A 20362-nucleotide genomic window follows, 5' to 3' on the forward strand; every position below is an offset into this window, starting at 1 on the left:
CCCAGGTAAGGCACGCACTCCTTCATCGCACAGCCGCCACATCTACGCCGCCTCGCCTTGATCACGAGAGCTTCGCGGTTCATGGCCCGCTCGCCCTGCTCGGCAGCGCCTTCTATGCGGTTCTTGTTCATCGGCTCGCGATTTACGCTCCACGCTTCCTTCCCACATTCGGTCGCCCTCGTGCAGTTGCGCTTCGCTTCGTTCGTCGTGATCAACTTACGACGGGACTTGCACCCGTAGGAGTGCGCCCATGCTGGGCGCACCAAACAAAAAACGCCCCGATGACCTCGGGGCGTTTTGCCATCGTGGCCGTCGTAGCCGTTCTGACACAGACTGAAGAGGCGGCCTTTTCACGTGCGAATCTGCGTGCGGATCACGTGCGAATCGAACGCCAATCTGCGCCAATCCGAGGCCAAAAAGCGAAGCCCCCGCCAATGGTCTTTCATTGGCGGGGGCTGTCTTAGATGGTGGAGCCGGGGGGAATTGAACCCCCGTCCGCAAGCCATCACCGGGCAGATCTACATGCTTAGCCGGTTGATTTGAATCTCACGGTCAACTCGCGCAATGGCACGCTAGTTTTCCCGCCAGTCACTTGATCTCACGCCCTGCCGAGTGACCCGGCAAGACGCCAGCCGATGTGAGTGACTTCTCAGCCTTGCCCCTTGCGGAACTCAGCCCGGCCCATCGGCCTGCCGTTGAGAAGCTCATCCGCAATTAAGCGGCGAGTGCGAACGTAGAGTCGTTTGCAGTTACTTTGTTTCCAGTGGTTTTACGAGCGGACTGGTGCTCGGCATGCCCTACTCCGGATCCGCACCCACGTCGAAACCAGGTCGGCCCCAGAACCCGGTAGTTTAGGCCAGACCGAGCTGTTTCAAGAGGTCCCCGGGTGCGATCAGCTGGATATCGGCGCCCCAGCGACCATGATCGGCCTGTGGACCCAGATAGCCCCAGGCCGCCACCGCCGTCGCCATGCCGGCAGCCTGCCCGGCGATGACGTCGCGCTCATCGTCGCCGACGTAAAGGCAGGCCTGCGGAGCCACCCCCAGGCGGCGCGCCGCCTCCAGCAGCGGGGCGGGGTGCGGTTTGGCATGTGCCGTCGTGTCGCCGCCTACGACCGTCGCTGCGCCGAGCCCCAAAGCGGACGTCAGGGGCAGCGCGAAACGCTCGGCCTTGTTGGTGACGATGCCCCAGACCAGCCCGGCCGCGGCAAGGCCCGCCAGCTCCGCGTCGATGCCGGCAAAGGGCCTGGTGCAGTCGTACATCAGCGCTTCATAGCGGTCGAGGAACTCGCGCTTGAGCTCCTCGTAGCCGGCCTGGCCCGGGGCGCTGCCGAAGGCCTGGCCCAGCATGCCCCGCGCCCCTGACCCGCCATGCGGCCGGTACTGCGCGAGTGGCAGCAGCGCCAGGCCCCGCGCGGCGCGCATGGCGTTGGCTGCGCGCGCGAGATCCTCTGCGCTGTCGATCAGGGTGCCGTCCAGGTCGAACAGCACTGCACGCAACTGCGCCCAACGCGGCGCCAGCCCCCTCACAGCGGACGCCGGCAGGCCATCAGGTAATTGACCCCTGTGTCGCTTCCCAGGCTGTAGCGCTGAGTCAAAGGGTTGTAGGTCAGGCCGCGGCTCTCCTGCGGCTCGAGACCCGCATCGCGGCAGAACTGCGCAAGCTCGGACGGACGCAGAAAACGCGCGTACTCGTGGGTGCCCTTGGGCAGCATGTTCATCACGTACTCGGCGCCGACGATGGCGAGCAGGAAGGCCTTGGCATTGCGGTTCAGTGTCGAGAGGAACACCCAGCCGCCCGGCTTGACCAGCGTGGCACAGGCGCGCACGACCGACGCCGGGTCGGGCACATGCTCCAGCATCTCCATGCAGGTGACCGCATCGAAGCTGGCGGGCTGTTCAGCCGCCAGGGCCTCGACCGCGATCTCGCGGTATTCCACGCCCTCCGTGCCGGCCTCCATGGCATGCAGCTCGGCGACACGAAGAGGCTTGGTCGACAGGTCGATGCCAAGCACCTGGGCGCCCACCCTCGCCATGGAATCGCTCAGGATGCCGCCGCCGCAGCCGACGTCCACGACGCGCTTTCCCGCCAGCGGGCAGAGCTGCTGTATCCAGCCCAGACGCAGCGGATTGATCTGGTGCAGGGGCTTGAAGTCACTTTCGGGGTCCCACCAGTGGTGGGCCAGCTCGCCGAATTTGGCGAGTTCTTGCGGGTCGGCGTTGATCGTCATGACGGTTTCGGAAAAAACAAAAAGCCCCGACGGCGGGCCGTGCGGGGCTTTGCGCAAAGCGCCCGAAGGCGCTGAGCTTACTTGTTGCGCGTACCGACGACTTCGATCTCGGTGCGGCGGTTCTTGGCGCGGCCTTCGGCGGTCTTGTTGTCGGCCACGGGCTGCTTCTCGCCCTTGCCTTCGGTGTAGACGCGATTCGGCTCGACGCCCTTGCTCACCAGGTAGGCCTTGACGGCTTCCGAGCGGCGGATCGACAGCTTCTGGTTGTAAGCATCGCTACCGATCGAGTCGGTGTGGCCAACGGCGATGATGACTTCCAGGTTGATGCCCTTGGTCTTGCTGACCAGATCGTCCAGCTTGGCGGTGGCTTCGGGCTTCAGCGTCGACTTGTCGAAGTCGAAGAAGGCGTCGGCGGCGAAGGTGACCTTCTCGCTGACCGGAGCGGGCGGCGGGGGCACGGGCTTCGGCGGAGCCGGCGGAGGAGCCGGGGGCGGGGGAGCAACGGGCTTCGGCTCTTCGGCCTTGGGTGCCGGCTTGATTTCGCCGTCGCAACCCTTGGCGGCCGTCGCCGGCGTCCAGAAGTTGTCGCGCCAGCAATATTCGTTGGTACCGTTCTTCCAGACGGTGCCGTCGGTTGCGCGCCAGTTGTCAATGGCTTGTGCCGACGCCGTCGATGCCGCGGCGGCGACTGCAGCCATCGCAAACAGCGACGCCACGCGATTCAGTTTCTTCATGATTCTCCTCTCAAGGAATGCCGCAGTTGCCCTGCGAGAGTCTGTACTCGAACCTCTAACCTCAGGAGAGACTTTAGGGTTTCTCCTAGGGACTCGACGATTGTGCCATGGGGGCACCGGGACAGATGCATTGTGGCGGCCTACGTTCATGGGCACCGTGACGATGTTGCGCTGCTGCTACAGGGGGCGCGCCGCGTAGAATTTGCGCCTTTCACCTACATCCTGACGACGTCGCGCCCGTGTAGCGCACGCGTGATCGAGCCCGCATGACCCAGTTCGCCAAGGAAACCCTCCCGATCAGCCTCGAGGAGGAGATGCGCCGTTCCTACCTCGATTACGCCATGAGCGTGATCGTCGGACGTGCGCTGCCCGATGCACGCGACGGCCTCAAGCCGGTGCACCGCCGCGTTCTGTACGCGATGAACGAGATGGGCAACACCTACAACGCCAAGTACCGCAAGAGTGCGCAGGCCGTGGGTGAGACCATGGGTAAATACCACCCGCATGGCGACTCGGCGATTTACGACACCATCGTCCGCATGGCCCAGCCATTCAGCTTGCGCCACATGCTGATCGACGGCCAAGGCAACTTCGGTTCCATCGACGGCGATAACGCCGCGGCGATGCGATACACCGAAATTCGCCTCGACAAGATCGCCCATGAAATGCTGGCCGACATCGACAAGGAAACCGTCGATTTCGGGCCCAACTACGACGGCAGCCATAAGGAGCCGCTGGTTCTGCCGACCCGTTTGCCGCAACTGCTGGTCAACGGTTCTGCGGGTATTGCCGTGGGTATGGCGACGAATATCCCGCCGCACAACCTGAATGAAGTCGTCGACGCCTGCCTGTTCGCGCTGAAGCGCCCGGAATGCACGGTCGACGAGCTGATGGAGATCATCCCGGCGCCCGACTTTCCGACCGCCGGCATCATCTATGGCCTGGCTGGCGTGCGCGACGGCTACCGCACCGGCCGTGGCCGTGTGGTGATGCGCGCCAAGGTGCACTTCGAGGACATCGACAAGGGCGCCCGGCAGGCCATCATCGTTGACGAGATCCCGTACCAGGTCAACAAGAAGACGCTGCTCGAGCGCATCGCCGAACTGGTGCACGAGAAGAAGATCGAGGGCATCAGCCACATCCAGGACGAGTCCGACAAGTCGGGCATGCGCGTCGTCATCGAGCTCAAGCGCGGTGAAGTCCCCGAGGTGGTGCTGAACAACCTCTACAAGCAGACCCAGCTGCAGGACAGCTTCGGCATGAACATGGTCGCCCTTGTCGACGGCCAGCCCAAGCTCTGCAATCTGCGCGACATGGTCATCGTGTTCCTGGAGCACCGCCGCGAGGTGGTGACCCGCCGCACGATCTATGAACTGCGCAAGGCGCGCGAACGCGGCCACGTGCTGGAAGGCCTGGCCGTCGCGCTGGCCAACATTGATGAGTTCATCGAGACCATCAAGTCCTCGCCGACGCCCCCGGTCGCCAAGGCTGCGCTGATGGCCAAGAGCTGGGACTCGTCCCTGGTGCGCGAGATGCTGGCGCGCGCCGAAGGCGGCAGCGAGGCTTACCGCCCGGAAGGTCTGGAAGCCCATTTCGGCATGCAGACCGACGGCCTCTATCGCCTGTCCGACGCCCAGGCCAGCGAAATCCTGCAGATGCGCCTGCAACGCCTGACCGGGCTGGAGCAGGACAAGATCGTCGGCGAATACCGCGACGTGATGGCCGAGATCGCCGACCTGCTGGACATCCTGGCCACGCCCGCGCGCGTGACGACCATCATCAGCGACGAGCTGACGCAGCTGAAGACCGAGTTCGGCCAGACGAAGCTGGGCGCCCGCCGCAGCGTCATCGAGCACAACGCACAAGAACTGGGCACCGAAGACCTGATTACGCCGACCGACATGGTCGTCACGCTCTCGCACACCGGCTACATCAAGAGCCAGGCGCTGAGCGAGTACCGCGCCCAGCGCCGCGGAGGTCGCGGCAAGCAGGCGACGGCCACCAAGGACGACGACTGGATCGACCAGCTCTTCATCGCCAACACACACGACTGGATCCTGTGCTTCTCCAACCGCGGCCGCGTCTACTGGCTCAAGGTCTGGGAGGTGCCGCAGGGCTCGCGCAACTCGCGCGGCAAGCCCATCGTCAACATGTTCCCGCTGCAGGCTGACGAGAAAATCACCGTCGTGTTGCCGCTGACCGGCGAGTTCCGCAGCTTCCCTGAGGACCACTTCATCTTCATGGCCACGGCCATGGGCACCGTGAAGAAGACGTCGCTCAAGGATTTCAGCAACCCGCGCAAGGCCGGCATCATTTCCGTCGACCTCGACGAGGGCGACCACCTCATCGGCGCCGCGCTGACGGACGGCCACCATGACGTGATGCTGTTCAGCGACGGTGGCAAGGCCGTGCGCTTCGACGAAGACGACGTGCGCCCCATGGGCCGCACCGCCCGCGGCGTGCGCGGCATGATGCTGGAGCCTGATCAGCGCCTGATCGCCATGCTGGTGGCCGAGGATGAAACCCAGAGCGTGCTGACCGCCACCGAAAACGGCTACGGCAAGCGCACTAGCATCGTCGAGTACACCCGCCATGGCCGCGGCACCAAGGGCATGATCGCCATCCAGCAGAGCGAGCGCAACGGCCGCGTTGTCGCCGCCACGTTGGTGCGCCCGGAGGACGAGATCATGCTGATCACTGACAAGGGGGTGCTGGTGCGCACGCGCGTCAGCGAAATCCGTGAACTCGGCCGCGCGACGCAGGGCGTCACGCTGATCGCATTGGACGACGGCGCCAAGCTGTCGGGCCTGCAGCGCATCGTCGAGAACGACGCCAACGAAGCCGAGGCCGGCTCCGAAGGCGGCGACACCGACCCGACCGGCGAATCCCCCGAAGCCCCTAAGGACTGACTGACATGACCTCTCGCAAGCTGGGCCTGGCCCTCGCACTGGCCCTGGCCACCGGCACCGCGCTGGCCCAGCCGTCGCCCACCAAGAAGGCCCTGATCGACAAGATCGTGGCGCTGCAACAGCAGGGATTGGCCGAAGGCCTGACCACCAGCATCATCCAGGGCCCGCTGTCCCAACTGACCCAGGCCGGCCGCGCCGCGCTGCAGCAGGTCCCCGCGGAGAAGCGCGACGCCACGGCCAAGGCCATGGATGGCGAGCTGAAGAAGTTCATTGAGGAGAACGCGCCCTACCTGAAGGACAAGATCTCCAAGGCCGTGCCGAACACCGCTTCGGCGCTGCTGGACGAACGCTTCAACGAGGACGAACTGAAGCAGGTCCTGGCCTGGGCAGAATCTCCGGTCAGCCAGAAGTTCGGTCTCGCCAGCCTTGAGTTGCAGAAGGCCGTGGCGCAGAAGGTCATGGCCGAAGCCGGCCCGACGCTGGACGGGCGGCTCAAGACCCTGCACGCCAACATCGCCAAGCATCTGGGGCAGCCGGCACCCGGCGCCTCCGCGCCCAAGGCAGCAACACCCGCACCTACACCCAAGAAGTAGCCTCCACTCTCGATGACCTCGTCCCGCCCGTTCAATTTCTCCGCCGGCCCCGCCACCCTGCCCGAAACTGTGCTGAGCCAGGTGGCCGCCGAGATGCTGGACTGGCACGGCAGCGGCATGAGCGTCATGGAGATGAGCCACCGCGGCAAGGAGTTCGGCGTCATCCTGGAAACGGCGCTGGCCGACCTGCGCGACCTGCTGGCGGTGCCGTCCAACTTCCGCATCCTGTTCATGCAGGGCGGCGGCCTGGGCGAGAACGCCATCGTCCCGCTCAACCTCAGCCGTGGCGGCAAGGTCGACGCGGTCGTCACCGGCTCGTGGTCGCGCAAGAGCGCGGCCGAGGCGCGCCGCTACGCGGACGTGCATGTCGCCGCAGAAGGCAACGGGCGCAGCATTCCCGCGAACTGGCAGTTGCGCGACGACGCCGCCTACGTGCACGTGTGCACCAACGAGACCATCGACGGCGTGGAGTTCCACGACCTGCCTCGCCTCGCCAACGGCGCCCCCCTCGTCATCGACTGCTCGTCCCATCTGCTGTCGCGCCCCATCGACTGGACCCGCGTGGGACTCGCGTTCGGCGGCGCCCAGAAGAACATCGGCCCGGCCGGGCTGACCCTGGTGTTCGTCCGCGAAGACCTGCTGGGGCACGCCATGGACATTTGCCCCACAGCCTTCAACTACGAGACCGTGGCGGCGAACAATTCCATGTACAACACGCCGCCGACCTTCGGCATCTACGTCGCCGGCCTGGTGTTCCAGTGGGTCAAGGGCCTCGAGTACGCCGGCAGGCGCGGTCTTGCGGCCATCGAGCAGCGCAATATCGACAAGGCCGCCCTGCTCTATTCGGCGCTGGACGCCTCAGGCTTCTACGAGAACCGCGTCGAGCCGAGTTGCCGCTCGCGCATGAATGTGCCCTTCTTCCTGAAGGACGAGACGCTCAATGAGCGCTTTCTCGCGGAAGCCAGGAGCGCCGGCCTGCTACAGCTCAAGGGCCACAAGTCGGTGGGCGGCATGCGCGCCTCCATCTACAACGCGATGCCGCTGGAAGGCGTACAGGCGCTGGTCGGCTTCCTGAAGGATTTCGAGGCCCGCCATGGTTGAACCCGTCGCTTCCCAGGCCCTGCTCGCGTTGCGCGACCAGATCGACAGCCTGGACAAGCAACTGCTGCTCCTGCTGAACCAGCGCGCCCATGTGGCCGAACAGGTCGGCGAGATTAAGCGCGCCGAGGGCACGCCGTTCTTCCGCCCGGACCGCGTCGCCCAGGTCATCGACAAGATCCGCGCCGCCAACCCCGGCCCCTTGAAGGCCGAGCATGTGTCCGCGATCTGGCGCGAGATCATGTCCGCCTGCCTGGCGCTGGAGTCGCCGCAACGCGTCGCCGTGCTGGGCCCTGTCGGCACCTTCTGCGAGCAAGCGGCCATTGAGTACTTCGGCGGCGCGGCCGACATGACCTACTGTGCCAGTTTCGACGAGGTCTTCCACGCCACGGCCAGCGGCGGCGCTCAGTTTGGCGTCGTCGGCGTCGAGAACATGACCGAGGGCGTCGTCACGCGCTCGCTGGACCTGTTCCTGCACACGCCCTGCCACGTCGTCGGCGAAGTCAGCCTGCTGATCCGCCACAACCTGATGCGCAAGGAGCCGTCCATGCACGGCATCGAGGCCGTGCTGGCGCATCCACAGGCGCTGGCCCAGTGCCAGAACTGGCTGAACAAGCACGTGCCCGACGCCGAGCGCCGTGCCGTGTCCAGCAACGCCGAAGGCGCCCGCCTGGCCGCGACCAACCCGGCCTGGGCAGCCCTGGGCAGCGAGCGTGCATCGACACTCTTCGGCCTGCACATCACGGCCCATGCCGTCCAGGACGAGGCCTACAACCGCACCCGATTCGCCGTCATCTGCCTGCCGCAGACCATGGCCACGCCGCCGGCCACGGGCCGCGACTGCACCAGCCTGGTCGTCTCGGTGCCCAACCGGCCCGGCGCCATGCATGACCTGCTGGTGCCGCTGAAGACCCACGGGGTGTCCATGACCCGCCTGGAATCCCGCCCGGCCCGCACCGGTCAGTGGGACTACTACTTCTACATCGACCTCGACGGCCATCCCAGCCAGCCCCACGTCGCCGCGGCGCTGACGGAGTTGCGCGAGCTCTGCGCCTTCTTCAAGATCCTGGGTGCCTACCCGGTCAAAGCGTAAAGGCGATCCATGTTTCAGCAGCTTGGCGTGATCGGATGCGGCCTGATGGGCGGCAGCTTCGCGCTGGCAATGAAGAAGGCGGGCCTCGTGCGCCGCGTCGTCGGCTACAGCAAGTCGCCATCCACGACGGAGCTGGCCAAGAAGCTAGGCGTCATCGACGTGGCGGCCGAGTCGGCGCTGCAGGCCGTGTCGGGCTCGGACATCGTCCTGATCGCCGTGCCGGTCTCGGCCACCGAGAGCACGCTGAAGGCCATCCGCCACCTCGTGAATCCGGGCGTGCTCTTCATGGACGTCGGCTCCACCAAGTGCGACGTCATCGAAGCCTCGCGCCGTGCCTTGGGCGAGCGCGCCGCCAGTTTCGTGCCTTGCCATCCCATCGCGGGCAAGGAGTTGGGCGGCGTGCAGCATGCCGAGGCCGCACTGTACGAGGGCCGCCAGGTCATCCTGACGCCCCAACCCTTCACCAACCAGGTGCTCGTGCAGCGCGCGACCGACATCTGGTCGGCGCTGGGCGCCACCGTGCTGAAGATGCGGCCGCACAACCATGACGCCGCCTTCGCCGCTGTCAGCCACCTGCCGCACCTGCTGGCATTCGCCTATTTCCAGGCCATCGCCGAGCAACCCGCCGCTCGCGACTATCTCAGCCTGGCCGGCCCGGGCTTCCGCGACTTCACGCGCATTGCGGCCGGCGAGCCGGCCGTCTGGCGCGACATCCTGCTGGCTAACAAGCACGAGGTACTGGCCCAGTCCAAGCGGTTTCGCACCATGCTGGACCAACTGGAAGCCCTGATCGAGGCCGGCGACGCAGCTGCGCTTGAAGCCGCGCTGCGGCCCATCGCCGAAGGCCGCGAAGCCTGGGGCACCTCCCTCCCTGCCCTCCCTCCCGGCCGCCCGGCCGGCAAGTGATGTTCAAGATCCCCTTCCTCGACCTGCCGCCGCTGCGCGGCGCCGCAGGCACCGTTCGCCTGCCCGGCTCCAAGAGCATCTCCAACCGCGTGCTGCTGCTGGCGGCGTTGAGCGAAGGTCGCACCATCGTCCGCGACCTGCTGGCCTCCGACGACACCGCCGTCATGCTCGACGCCCTGCGGACGCTGGGCTGCGGCGTCGCCCGCGAAGGCGACACGGTCAGCATCGTCGGCCTCGGCGGCAAGCTGCTGGCCAAGCAGGCCCAGCTCTTCCTCGGCAACGCCGGCACGGCCATGCGCCCGCTCACCGCGGCCCTCGCGGTGCTGGCCGCCACCCAGGGCGGCAGCTTCGAGGTTTCGGGCGTGCCACGCATGCACGAGCGCCCCATCGGGGACCTTGTCGACGCACTGCGCGGCCTGGGCTGCGAGATCGACGACCTCGGCAGCCCCGGCTACCCGCCGTTGCGGCTGCGCGGCCCGTCGTCGCTGTCGCTGGACTCACCCGTGCGCGTGCGCGGCGACGTCTCCAGCCAGTTCCTCACCGCCGTACTGCTGGCGCTGCCGCTGGTGGCCGAGCGCGACATCCGCATCGAGGTCATCGGCGAACTGATCTCCAAGCCCTACATCGAGATCACGCTGGCCCTGCTGGCGCGCTTCGGCATCGAGGTCCAACGCGAGGGATGGGCCGCCTTCATCATCCCGGCCGGCAGCCGCTACCGCTCGCCCGGCGAGATCTTCGTCGAGGGTGACGCGTCGTCGGCGTCCTATTTCGTCGGCCTGGGCGCCATCGCCGCCACCAACGCGCCCCTGCGCATCGAAGGCGTCGGCAACGAGTCCCTGCAGGGTGACGTGCGCTTCATCGAGGCCGCCGCGGCCATGGGCGCCGAAGTGAAGGCGGGCCCGAACTGGCTGGAGGTCCGCCGCGGCGCCTGGCCCCTCAAGGGCATCACGCTGGACTGCAACCACATTCCCGACGCGGCGATGACGCTGACCGTCATGGCCCTCTACGCGGACGGTCCGACGACGCTGACCAACATCGCCAGCTGGCGTGTCAAGGAGACCGATCGCATCGCCGCGATGGCCACCGAGCTGCGCAAGCTGGGCGCAACCGTCGACGAAGGCCCGGACTGGATCCGCGTCGAGCCGCTGCGGGACTGGAAGGCTTCTGCCATCCACACCTATGACGACCACCGCGTCGCCATGTGTTTCTCGCTGGCCGCGTTCAATGGCCTGGTCACCGACGCCGCCGTTCCGGTGCGCATCCTCGAGCCGCACTGCGTCGCCAAGACATTCCCGGACTACTTCGAGACGCTGTTCGGTGTCGTCCGCGTCGATGCGGCCGACGTGCCTGTCATCACCATCGACGGCCCCACCGCGTCCGGCAAGGGCACGCTGGCCGATGAGGTCGGCAAGGCGCTGGGCTTTGGCGTGCTGGACTCCGGCGCCCTCTACCGGGTCACCGGCCTCGCGGCCCGCCGCGCCGGCCTGGACCTGGACGACGGCCCGGCCGTCGCCGCGATCGTGCCGACGCTCCAGCTGCGCTTCAGCGAAGGCCATGTGTTCCTCGGCCAGGAGGACGTCAGCGCCCGGCTGCGCGCCGAAGCCACCGGCCTGCTGGCCTCCCAGGTCGCCGCGCACCCCGAGGTGCGCCTGGCGCTGAACCAGCTGCAGCTGGATTTCCGCCGCCTGCCCGGCCTCGTCGCGGATGGCCGCGACATGGGTACGGCCATCTTTCCGGATGCCGAGCTCAAGGTCTTCCTGACAGCCAGCGCCGCCACACGTGCCGAGCGGCGGTATAAGCAATTGATTTCCAAAGGGATTTCCGCTAATATCGAGAGCTTGCGCGAAGATTTGGAGGCGCGTGACGAACGGGACAAGAACCGCTCGGCCTCGCCGCTGACTCCCGCGCAGGACGCGCAACTGCTCGACAACTCGGCACTGACCATCGAAGCTTCGGTGGATCAGGTCCTCGTTTGGTGGCAAAAGCGCCGGCCCTTCTGACGCGAGTCGGGTGAGCCCAGGCCTGAGAAGCCACGCCGCAAGGCACAAGGCCCGCCGGCCAGCACCGAACGCCAGTTCGGTTGCCATGAGCAACGCAAGTTACTCGTGGCCGGCGATGTCAACAACCTAACCCCGTAGGCTTGCCTACACCGCCGCGCCCGGTAGCTCCAATTGGCTGCCGGCGCATCAGGATCTAACCAACATGTCCCAAACCCAAACCGCCCAAGCTTCCGGCATGGAATCCTTTGCCGCCATGTTCGAGGAGTCGCTGCAGCGCTCCGACATGCGCGCCGGCGAAGTGATCTCGGCTGAAGTCGTTCGTGTCGAACACAACTTCGTCGTCGTCAACGCCGGCCTGAAGTCCGAGGCCTATGTGCCCATCGACGAATTCAAGAACGACCAGGGCGAACTGGAAGTCCAGGTCGGCGACTTCGTCTCCGTCGCCATCGATGCCATCGAAAACGGCTACGGCGACACCATCCTGTCGCGCGACAAGGCCAAGCGCCTGGCCTCGTGGCTGAGCCTGGAAACGGCCCTGGAGTCCGGCGACTTCGTGACCGGCACCGTCTCCGGCAAGGTCAAGGGCGGCCTGACCGTCCTCGTCAACGGCATCCGCGCCTTCCTGCCCGGTTCGCTGCTGGACACCCGCCCGGTGAAGGACATGAGCCCGTTCGAGGGCAAGACCATGGAATTCAAGGTCATCAAGCTCGACCGCAAGCGCAACAACGTTGTGCTGTCGCGTCGCGCGGTGGTCGAAGCCTCCATGGGTGAAGAGCGCGCCAAGCTGCTCGAAACGCTGTCCGAAGGCGCCATCGTCAACGGCGTGGTCAAGAACATCACCGAGTACGGTGCGTTCGTGGACCTGGGCGGCATCGACGGCCTGCTGCACATCACCGACATGGCCTGGCGCCGTGTCCGTCACCCGAGCGAAGTGGTGACGGTGGGTCAAGAGCTGACCGCCAAGGTCCTGAAGTTCGACGCCGAGAAGAACCGCGTCTCGCTGGGCATCAAGCAACTGGGTGACGACCCGTGGTTCGGCGTCGCCCGCCGCTACCCGACCGGCACGCGCCTGTTCGGCAAGGTCACGAACATCGCCGACTACGGCGCGTTCGTCGAGATCGAGCCGGGCATCGAAGGCCTGGTGCACGTCTCCGAAATGGACTGGACCAACAAGAACATCGCCCCCAGCAAGCTGGTCTCGCTGGGCGACGAAGTCGAAGTCATGGTCCTGGAGATCGACGAAGACAAGCGCCGCATCAGCCTGGGCATGAAGCAGTGCAAGGCCAACCCGTGGGAAGAGTTCGCCGAGAACGTCAAGCGCGGCGACAAGGTCAAGGGCCCGGTCAAGTCCATCACCGACTTCGGCGTGTTCGTGGGCCTGGCCCAAGGCATCGACGGCCTGGTGCACCTGTCCGACCTGTCCTGGGACGAGTCCGGCGAGACCGCCGTTCGCAACTTCAAGAAGGGCCAGGAAGTCGAAGCCGTCGTGCTGGCCGTGGACGTCGAGCGCGAGCGCATCTCCCTGGGCATCAAGCAGCTGGACAGCGACCCCTTCACCGCCTTCACCACGATCAACGACCGTGGCGCTTCGGTGACCGGCAAGGTCAAGACCGTGGATCCGCGCGGTGCTGAGATCGAACTGGCCGACGGCGTGATGGCCTACCTGCGCGCTTCGGAAATCTCCCGCGATCGCGTGGAAGACGCCCGCAACGTGCTGAAGGAAGGCGACGAAGTCACCGCCGTCATCGTCAACGTCGACCGCAAGACCCGCAACATCCAGCTGTCCATCAAGGCCAAGGACAACGCGGACCAGCAGGAAGCCATGCAGCGCATCAGCCAGTCGAACGAGCGCGAAAACGCCGGCACGACCAGCCTGGGCGCCCTGCTGCGCGCCAAGCTGGACAACCAGGGCAACTAAGCCCTCGTTGACCACCCGGCCTCGAGCAATTCGCTCCGGGGCCGGGTATGCTCCCCACAGGCTCGCCGGCCTCGCCAGCGGGCCTGTTTCAATTCCGAATCCTGCAAAGTCCCGTCATGACCCGCTCCGACCTCGTTGCCGTCCTCGCCGAACGATTTGGCCAACTGACCCAGCGGGACACTGAGTTCGCGGTCAAGACCATCCTCGACGCGATGAGCGACGCCCTGGCGCGCGGCCACCGCATCGAGATCCGCGGTTTCGGCAGCTTTTCCATCAGCCGCCGCCCGCCCCGCGTAGGCCGCAATCCGCGCAGCGGCGAGCAGGTCATGATCCCCGAGAAGCTGGCGCCGCACTTCAAGCCCGGCAAGGCGCTGCGCGAAGCCGTGGACAAGCACCTCCCGGTCACGGACGCCTGAGCCAGAATCCGCAGCCATGCGCACCCTCGTCTGGATCTTGCGGGCCCTGCTCTTCTTCACGCTGTTCGCGTTCGCGCTGAACAACAGCCATGAGGCCGTAGTTCACTGGTTCTTCGGCCACGAGTGGCGTGCGCCGCAGGTCATCATCGTGCTGCTGGCCTTTGGCTTCGGTGCCGCGTTCGGCGTGCTGGCCATGGTGCCCGCTTGGTGGCGCCACCGCCGCGCCGCGCAACGCGCCGAACCCTCACCCGACACCCCCATCCCGGCGCCCGAGTCGCCCGCAACGCCCTTCGCCGCCCACCAAGATGGAGTTTGATCCGCGCTGGCTGCTCTTCGTCCTGCCCGTCGTCTTCGTCCTCGGCTGGCTGGCTTCCAAGCTCGATTCGCGGCAGTGGAAGCTCGAACAGCGTGAATCTCCCAAGGCCTACTTCAAGGGCCTGAACCTGCTGCTCAACGAACAGCAGGACAAGGCCATCGACGCCTTCATCGAGGCCGTCCAGAACGACCCCGACACCTCCGAGCTGCACTTCGCCCTCGGCAGCCTGTTCCGCCGCCGCGGCGAGACGGAGCGTGCCGTGCGCGTGCACGAACACCTGCTGCGCCGTGGCGACCTGCCCAAGGCCGACCGCGACCGCGCCCAGCACGAGCTGGCCCAGGACTTCTTCAAGGCCGGCCTGTTCGACCGTGCCGAGGCTGCCTACGCCGAGCTGCGCGGCACTGCCTTCGAGCGCGAGGCGCGGCTGGCGCTGCTGTCGCTGTACGAGCGCTCGCGCGACTGGTCCAAGGCTGCCGAGGTCGCCGCCGAGCTGGAGGCCGCAGGCACCGGCTCGTTCTCTGGCCGCATCGCGCACTACCTGTGCGAGCAGGCCCTGGTCGCCCAGTCCCAGGGCCACCCCGACCTGGCCCAGGAGCTGCTTGGCCAGGCCCAGCGCCGCGAGCCCGAAGCCGCGCGTGCCTATGTGCTGCAGGGTCAGTTGCTGCTGAAAGCCGGCCAGCCCGAGGCGGCCTTCGCGACCTTCAACAAGCTGCTGGTGGCCAACCCGGCCGCATTCAACCTCGTCGCTGCCGACTGCGCCACGGCCGCCCAGAACCTGGGACAGCCGGAACGCGCCATTGCGCTGCTGCTGGAGCAATACCAGCGCGCGCCCAGCATGCATTTGCTGCGAGCTCTGGCGACGTTGCAGCCCGGCCCGCAGCGCGAGCGCCTTGCGGCGCATCTGCGCGAGCAGCCTGCGCTGTCTGCGGCCACCGAGTTGCTCAAGCTCAACGCCGCAGCGCTGCCAGCCGACGAAGCCGCGCCCCTGGTGCAGACGCTCGAGAAGGCCACCAAGCCGCTGCTGCGCTACCGCTGCGCCGCCTGCGGCTTCGAGGCCGCCCACTATTTCTGGCAATGCCCCGGTTGCCTCAACTGGGACACCTATCCTCCGCGCCATGTCGAAGAACTCTAAGCGCACCATCGTCTGCATGAAGTGGGGCACCAAGTACGGCCCCGAGTACGTCAACCGCCTCTATGCCATGGTGCGCCGCCACCTGCGCGGCGACTTCGAGTTCGTCTGCCTGACCGACCGCACCGAAGGGATACGCGGCGAGGTGAAGTGCTTCCCCATCCCGGAGCTGACGCTGCCCAACGGCGAACCCGAGCGCGGCTGGAAGAAGCTGACCACCTTCAGCCCGGTACTCGTCCGCGAGTACGGCCTGAGCGGCACGGCGCTGTTCCTGGACCTGGACGTCGTCATCGTCGACGACATCACGCCCTTCTTCGAGGCGCCTGGCGACTTCCTCATCATCCATGACTGGAAGCGCCCCTGGCGCATCACCGGCAACTCCTCGGTCTACCGCTGGGAGCTGGGCGCCCACCAGGATGTGCTGACGGAGTTCGTCGCCGACCAGGCCAAGGCCAAGGCCGAGTATCGCAACGAGCAGGCCTTCCTCTCGGCCGTGCTGCACCGCCAGGGCAAGCTCCAGTACTGGAACGCCGCCTGGTGCGCCAGCTACAAGTACCACTGCATCCCGGCCTGGCCGACCAGCTACTGGCGTGACCCCTTCGTGCCCCCGGGCGCGCGCATCCTGATCTTCCACGGTGTCATGAACCCGCCCGACGCGCTGGCCGGCCGCAGCAACGGCAACTGGCGGCACGCCCGACCGGCGCGCTGGATCACCGACCACGGGCGCGAATGAGCGTCCTGCCGCTCGCGCTGCTGGCCATCTTGGCCGGCCTGCTGCTTCGCGAACTGGCCACGGTGCTTCGGGCTCGGGTGCCGGCGCAGACGCGCGCCGTCATGGTGGGCGACAGTGCGCCGTTGCGCCAGGACGAGATCCCCAAGATCATCTGGACGTACTGGCAGCCGTCGCCGGCGCCGGCCTTCATCCAGGCCTGCCTGGACAACTGGCGCCGCAGCGCACCCGACCACGAGGTTCGGCTGCTGGACCGCACCAGCATGGGCGCCTGGCTGCCCGAGCTGCGCGCCGACTTCGACGCCCTGCCCGCCCGCCACCAGGCCGAATGGCTGAGCGTCCAGTTGCTCGCCCGGCATGGCGGCATATGGATGGACGCCTCCATGATGCTCAGCCGGGACCTGGCCTGGCTGCACGAAACCCGCAAGCGCCGTGCGGCGGACTATGTGGGCTTCTACTTCGACCGCGTCACGACACGTCCGGAGTTGCCCGTCATCGAGAACTGGCTGATGGCCTCGGCGCCCGGTGGCCGCTTCGTCACGGCGCTGGCCCAGGCCCTGGACCGCGCGCTGGACGAAGGGGCCGAGGCGCTGCTGCAGCGGCTGCGCGCCGAAGGCCGGTACGCGCGTGTCGCGCAGGCACTGACCGAAGACACCCAGCACCATCTGATGCACGTCGCCGCCAGCGACCTTCTGGACCGCGAGCCGCAAATCGCCCGCCTGGCGCTGCTGCGCGCCGAGGACGGCCCCTTCGCCTGGCAGGCTGGGGTGGGCTGGCGCAAGCGCCACTTCTACGCCAGGCTGGCCCTGGTGCCCTGCCCCCGCGTGCTGCCAGCCGTGCTGAAACTGCGCCGCGAGGACCGGGAGATCGTCGAGCGCAACTGGCGGCGCGGCCTCGTCTCACCGTTCAGCGCGCTGCGCCACCTTCTGGCCCGCGACGCCTGAGCCTCGCAAGACGGCCGCCAGGTGGTGGCGATGAACCACCAGCGCGGCCCCATCGCCGATACTTGAAACATCGATCGTCAGGCGGGCGAAAGCCCTGCGTTTGCCCATGAGTTCCCTGTTTCTCAGCAACCTCGCCGAGCACCTACAGCTGATGCAGGTGCTGACGGTCCTCGACCCGCAGGTGCTTTCCGCCGGCAAACGCCTTTCCGGCGTGTTGACCTCAGGCGGCAAGCTGATGTTCTGCGGCAATGGCGGCTCGGCAGCGGACTGCCAGCATCTCGCCTCCGAGCTGACGGGCCGCTTCATCAAGGACCGCCGTCCGTTGGCGGGCATGGCTCTCACCACCGACAGCTCGGCGCTGACCTGCATCGGCAACGACTACAGCTTCGACGACGTGTTCACGCGCCAGGTGCAAGGCCTGGGCCGCGCGGGTGATGGCCTGATCGCCATCTCCACCTCGGGCAATTCGGCCAACGTGCTGCGCGCTGTCGAGGCCGCCAAGGCCATGGGCATCTACACACTGGGCCTGCTGGGCCGCGACGGCGGCAAGCTGGGCGCGCTGTGCGACGACAGCATCATCGTGCCGCATGCGGTCACCGCACGCATCCAGGAAGCACACCTGCTGATCGGTCACACCCTGTGCGGCCTGATCGAGTCCGAGATGGGCTTCGCTTGATGAGCGCCCTGCCCAGCCGCGAACAGCTCGCCGCGCGCCGCATCCTCGTCGTTGGCGACGTGATGCTGGATCGCTACTGGCATGGCGCCGTCGAGCGCATCTCGCCCGAGGCACCGGTACCGGTCGTGCGCATCGAGCGCGAGGAGGAGCGACTGGGCGGCGCGGCCAACGTCGCGCTCAACATCCGCACCCTCGGCGCGCGGGCCACGCTGCTGACCGTCGTCGGTCAGGACGAGCCGGCCCGTCGCCTGCGCGAGCTGCTGCAGGCCCGCGACATCGAGACCGTGCTGCGCGAGGACAAGCAGCTCTACACCATCGTCAAGCTGCGCGTCATCGGGCGGGCCCAGCAACTGCTGCGCGTGGACTTCGAGAACGAACCCGACCACGAGGCGCTGGGCGAGATGCTGGACGATTTCGCGGCGCAACTGCCGCACCATGACGTCGTGCTGTTCTCTGATTACGGCAAGGGCGGCCTCACCCACATCCCGCGCATGATCGACATGGCAAGGGCTGCGGGCAAGCCGGTGCTGGTGGATCCCAAAGGCAACGACTACCAACGCTATGCCGGCGCCAGCGTCATCACGCCCAACCGTGGCGAACTGGCCCAGGTGGCCGGCGCCTGGAAAGGCGAAGCCGAGCTACGCGCCAAAGCCGAGGCGCTGCGCGCCGGCATCAATGTTGGCGCCGTGCTGCTGACGCGCTCGGAAGACGGCATGACGCTGTTCGACGACCACGGCGTCACGCATGAGCCGGCGCGTGCCCGCGAAGTGTTCGACGTGACCGGCGCGGGCGACACGGTGATCGCGACGTTGGCCGTGCTGATTGGCGCCGGCGCGCCGCTGCCCGACGCCATGCGCCTGGCCAACAAGGCCGGTGGCATCGTCGTCGGCAAGTTCGGCACGGCGACGGTCAGCTACGACGAGCTGGCCGCATGAGCGCTCTGGAAGACAAGCTCATCGACGCCGCCTCGCTGGACGATGCGGCGCTGGCCGCACGGCTGGCCCAGCTGGCCCGCCCCATGGTGTTCACGAACGGCGTGTTCGACGTACTGCACCGCGGTCACGTCGCCTACCTGCATGCGGCCCGTCAACGGGGTGCCAGTCTCGTCGTCGCCGTCAACTCGGACGCGTCAGCGCGCATGCTCGGCAAGGGGCCGGACCGGCCGCTGAACCGCGACGTCGACCGTGCCCTCGTGCTCGCCGGCCTTGCGGCCGTGGACGCCGTGCTCTTCTTCGACGAGCGCACACCCTGCGAACTGCTGGCACGTGTGCGACCACAGCTCTACGTGAAGGGCGGCGACTACGACATGGAGACGCTCGAAGAGACGCGCCTCGTCCGGACCTGGGGCGGCGATGCGCTCGCGATCCCGTTCGTCGACGGCTACTCGACGACGGCCCTCGTCAACCGCATTCGGGCGCCGAATTGATGCGCCCCGCCGCCTTCCTCGACCGCGACGGCGTCATCAACATCGACCATGGCTACGTCTATCGCTGGGAGGACTTCGCCTACGTGCCTGGCGCCGTCGATGCGATGAGCCGGCTGCAGGCGGCGGGCTACGCACTGGTCATCGTGACCAACCAGTCCGGCGTCGCCCGCGGCTACTACGACGAAGCTGCGGTGCGTGCGCTGCACGACCAGTTGCGTGAAGACCTCGCCCGGCAGGGCGTGACGCTGGACGCCATCGAACACTGCCCTCACCTGCCCGCCGCGCAGGTCGCCCGCTACGCGGTGGACTGCGACTGCCGCAAGCCCGCGCCCGGCATGATCCTGCGCAGCGCGCAGGCCCTGGGCATCGACCTCGCCCGTTCGCTGATGTTCGGCGACAAGCCCTCCGACATCGACGCCGGCCGCGCGGCGGGCGTGGGTCGGTGCGTGCGGCTCGCCAAGAACGGCGAGCCAGGCACGGACCTCGTGGACCACCTCGACCTGCCACGGGCGCTGGACGCACTGGGCATCCCGCCACTACCCGGCACCGTGACATGACGCCCCCCACCTTCGCCATCGAGGCCACCAACCTCACGGACGAGCGCGGCACCGGCATCGCTCGCTACACGCGCCAGCTCATCGAGGCACTGTCAGCGCTGCAACTGCCGCCCGGCGAGGAGTTCCAGCTGCTGCAGTTGTGCAAGCGCTCGCGCTGGACGTTGCGCGAGCGCCTGGCCCAGGGTCACCGGCTGTCCAGCCGCTGCTGGTGGGGCCCGGTCTGGCCGCTGCCGCGCCCCGCCTGCGGGCTGCTGCATGTGCCCGACGAACGCCAGCCCCCCTGGCGCGTGCCCCTCGTCGCCACCGTGCACGACCTCTACGCCGCGCTCAACATCAACCAGCCCAGCGAGGCCCGGCGCCAGCGCAAGCTGCGCCACTACGAATACCTGCGCGACCACGGCACGCGGCTGATCTGCGTCAGCGAGAACACACGGCAGGACTTCCTGCGCCTGGTGGGCGGCGACCCGGCGCGGCTCAAGGTCGTCCATCTGGGCGTGTCGCCCGAGTTCAGGCCGCACACGGACGAGGAGCTCCAGTCCGTGCGTGCCCGCCACGGGCTGCAAGGGCCCTACCTGCTATTCGTCGGCTCCACGCCCAACAAGAACCTCGCCCGCACGCTGGAGGCCTTTGCCGCCTGCAACCTGGCCCGGGACTTCACGCTGCTCGTCTGCGGCGAACGCTCGCACG

20 protein-coding genes and 1 other RNA gene are annotated in these 20362 nt (G+C 67.2%); 17 read left to right on the top strand and 4 right to left on the bottom strand.

Annotation, left to right across the window (positions count from 1 at the left end; genetic code table 11):
• Nucleotides 1–465: 465 nt before the first annotated feature.
• The 4 genes from ssrA to ompA form a co-directional block, all read right to left on the bottom strand.
• Nucleotides 466–838, bottom strand: a transfer-messenger RNA (tmRNA) gene (gene ssrA, locus VGF12_RS02695).
• Nucleotides 839–851: 13 nt separating this feature from the next.
• Nucleotides 852–1529 (bottom strand): HAD-IA family hydrolase, encoded by a 678-nt coding sequence (locus VGF12_RS02700; protein ID WP_331174506.1) that lies wholly within the window; start codon nt 1527–1529, stop codon nt 852–854.
• Complete coding sequence (gene ubiG / locus VGF12_RS02705; protein WP_331174507.1) at nt 1526–2230, bottom strand: bifunctional 2-polyprenyl-6-hydroxyphenol methylase/3-demethylubiquinol 3-O-methyltransferase UbiG; 705 nt, start codon at nt 2228–2230, stop codon at nt 1526–1528. Before ubiG ends, VGF12_RS02700 begins: the two co-directional genes overlap by 4 nt.
• Before the next feature lie 77 nt (nt 2231–2307).
• Nucleotides 2308–2964, bottom strand: coding sequence for an outer membrane protein OmpA (gene ompA, locus VGF12_RS02710; protein WP_331174508.1), 657 nt, complete (start codon nt 2962–2964; stop codon nt 2308–2310).
• 266 nt (nt 2965–3230) lie between these two features.
• Between ompA and gyrA the strand changes: the two genes are divergently transcribed.
• The 17 genes from gyrA to VGF12_RS02795 form a co-directional block, all read left to right on the top strand.
• Complete coding sequence (gyrA, locus tag VGF12_RS02715; RefSeq protein ID WP_331174509.1) at nt 3231–5873, top strand: DNA gyrase subunit A; 2643 nt, start codon at nt 3231–3233, stop codon at nt 5871–5873.
• A gap of 5 nt (nt 5874–5878) precedes the next feature.
• On the top strand, nt 5879–6466 hold the full coding sequence (locus VGF12_RS02720) for a DUF2059 domain-containing protein (RefSeq protein ID WP_331174510.1): 588 nt from the start codon (nt 5879–5881) through the stop codon (nt 6464–6466).
• A gap of 12 nt (nt 6467–6478) precedes the next feature.
• The gene (gene serC, locus VGF12_RS02725) at nt 6479–7567 is read left to right on the top strand and encodes a 3-phosphoserine/phosphohydroxythreonine transaminase (RefSeq protein ID WP_331174511.1); all 1089 of its coding nucleotides are present in this window, start codon (nt 6479–6481) and stop codon (nt 7565–7567) included.
• Nucleotides 7560–8657, top strand: coding sequence for a prephenate dehydratase (gene pheA, locus VGF12_RS02730; protein WP_331174512.1), 1098 nt, complete (start codon nt 7560–7562; stop codon nt 8655–8657). Before serC ends, pheA begins: the two co-directional genes overlap by 8 nt.
• Before the next feature lie 9 nt (nt 8658–8666).
• Nucleotides 8667–9563 carry a prephenate dehydrogenase gene (locus tag VGF12_RS02735; RefSeq protein WP_331174513.1) on the top strand — a complete coding sequence of 299 codons (897 nt, stop codon included), beginning with the start codon at nt 8667–8669 and terminating at the stop codon, nt 9561–9563.
• Complete coding sequence (locus tag VGF12_RS02740; RefSeq protein ID WP_331174514.1) at nt 9563–11563, top strand: bifunctional 3-phosphoshikimate 1-carboxyvinyltransferase/cytidylate kinase; 2001 nt, start codon at nt 9563–9565, stop codon at nt 11561–11563. Before VGF12_RS02735 ends, VGF12_RS02740 begins: the two co-directional genes overlap by 1 nt.
• A 202-nt stretch (nt 11564–11765) precedes the next feature.
• A complete protein-coding gene (gene rpsA, locus VGF12_RS02745; RefSeq protein ID WP_331174515.1) occupies nt 11766–13481 on the top strand; it encodes a 30S ribosomal protein S1 in 1716 nt (571 codons plus the stop codon).
• Between the two features lie 116 nt (nt 13482–13597).
• Nucleotides 13598–13897 carry an integration host factor subunit beta gene (locus VGF12_RS02750; protein WP_056202110.1) on the top strand — a complete coding sequence of 100 codons (300 nt, stop codon included), beginning with the start codon at nt 13598–13600 and terminating at the stop codon, nt 13895–13897.
• A 16-nt stretch (nt 13898–13913) separates the two neighbouring features.
• Nucleotides 13914–14213, top strand: coding sequence for a LapA family protein (locus tag VGF12_RS02755; protein ID WP_331174516.1), 300 nt, complete (start codon nt 13914–13916; stop codon nt 14211–14213).
• The gene (gene lapB, locus VGF12_RS02760; RefSeq protein WP_331174517.1) at nt 14203–15345 is read left to right on the top strand and encodes a lipopolysaccharide assembly protein LapB; all 1143 of its coding nucleotides are present in this window, start codon (nt 14203–14205) and stop codon (nt 15343–15345) included. Before VGF12_RS02755 ends, lapB begins: the two co-directional genes overlap by 11 nt.
• Nucleotides 15329–16075: a glycosyltransferase gene (locus VGF12_RS02765; RefSeq protein ID WP_331174518.1), complete on the top strand. Its 747-nt coding sequence runs from the start codon at nt 15329–15331 to the stop codon at nt 16073–16075. The genes lapB and VGF12_RS02765 overlap by 17 nt, the downstream gene beginning before the upstream one ends.
• Nucleotides 16072–17016 (top strand): glycosyltransferase family 32 protein, encoded by a 945-nt coding sequence (locus VGF12_RS02770; protein ID WP_331174519.1) that lies wholly within the window; start codon nt 16072–16074, stop codon nt 17014–17016. Before VGF12_RS02765 ends, VGF12_RS02770 begins: the two co-directional genes overlap by 4 nt.
• 106 nt (nt 17017–17122) lie before the next feature.
• Nucleotides 17123–17692 (top strand): D-sedoheptulose 7-phosphate isomerase, encoded by a 570-nt coding sequence (locus VGF12_RS02775; protein ID WP_331174520.1) that lies wholly within the window; start codon nt 17123–17125, stop codon nt 17690–17692.
• Nucleotides 17692–18627, top strand: coding sequence for a D-glycero-beta-D-manno-heptose-7-phosphate kinase (rfaE1, locus tag VGF12_RS02780; protein ID WP_331174521.1), 936 nt, complete (start codon nt 17692–17694; stop codon nt 18625–18627). Before VGF12_RS02775 ends, rfaE1 begins: the two co-directional genes overlap by 1 nt.
• Nucleotides 18624–19118, top strand: coding sequence for an adenylyltransferase/cytidyltransferase family protein (locus tag VGF12_RS02785; RefSeq protein ID WP_331174522.1), 495 nt, complete (start codon nt 18624–18626; stop codon nt 19116–19118). The genes rfaE1 and VGF12_RS02785 overlap by 4 nt, the downstream gene beginning before the upstream one ends.
• Nucleotides 19118–19675 (top strand): D-glycero-beta-D-manno-heptose 1,7-bisphosphate 7-phosphatase, encoded by a 558-nt coding sequence (gene gmhB, locus VGF12_RS02790; protein WP_331174523.1) that lies wholly within the window; start codon nt 19118–19120, stop codon nt 19673–19675. The genes VGF12_RS02785 and gmhB overlap by 1 nt, the downstream gene beginning before the upstream one ends.
• A partial coding sequence (locus tag VGF12_RS02795) for a glycosyltransferase (RefSeq protein WP_331174524.1) occupies nt 19672–20362 on the top strand: 691 nt, incomplete at its 3' end. The genes gmhB and VGF12_RS02795, both read left to right, overlap by 4 nt.

The organism is Roseateles sp. (assembly GCF_036404855.1).
Classification (GTDB): Bacteria; Pseudomonadota; Gammaproteobacteria; order Burkholderiales; family Burkholderiaceae_C; genus Pelomonas.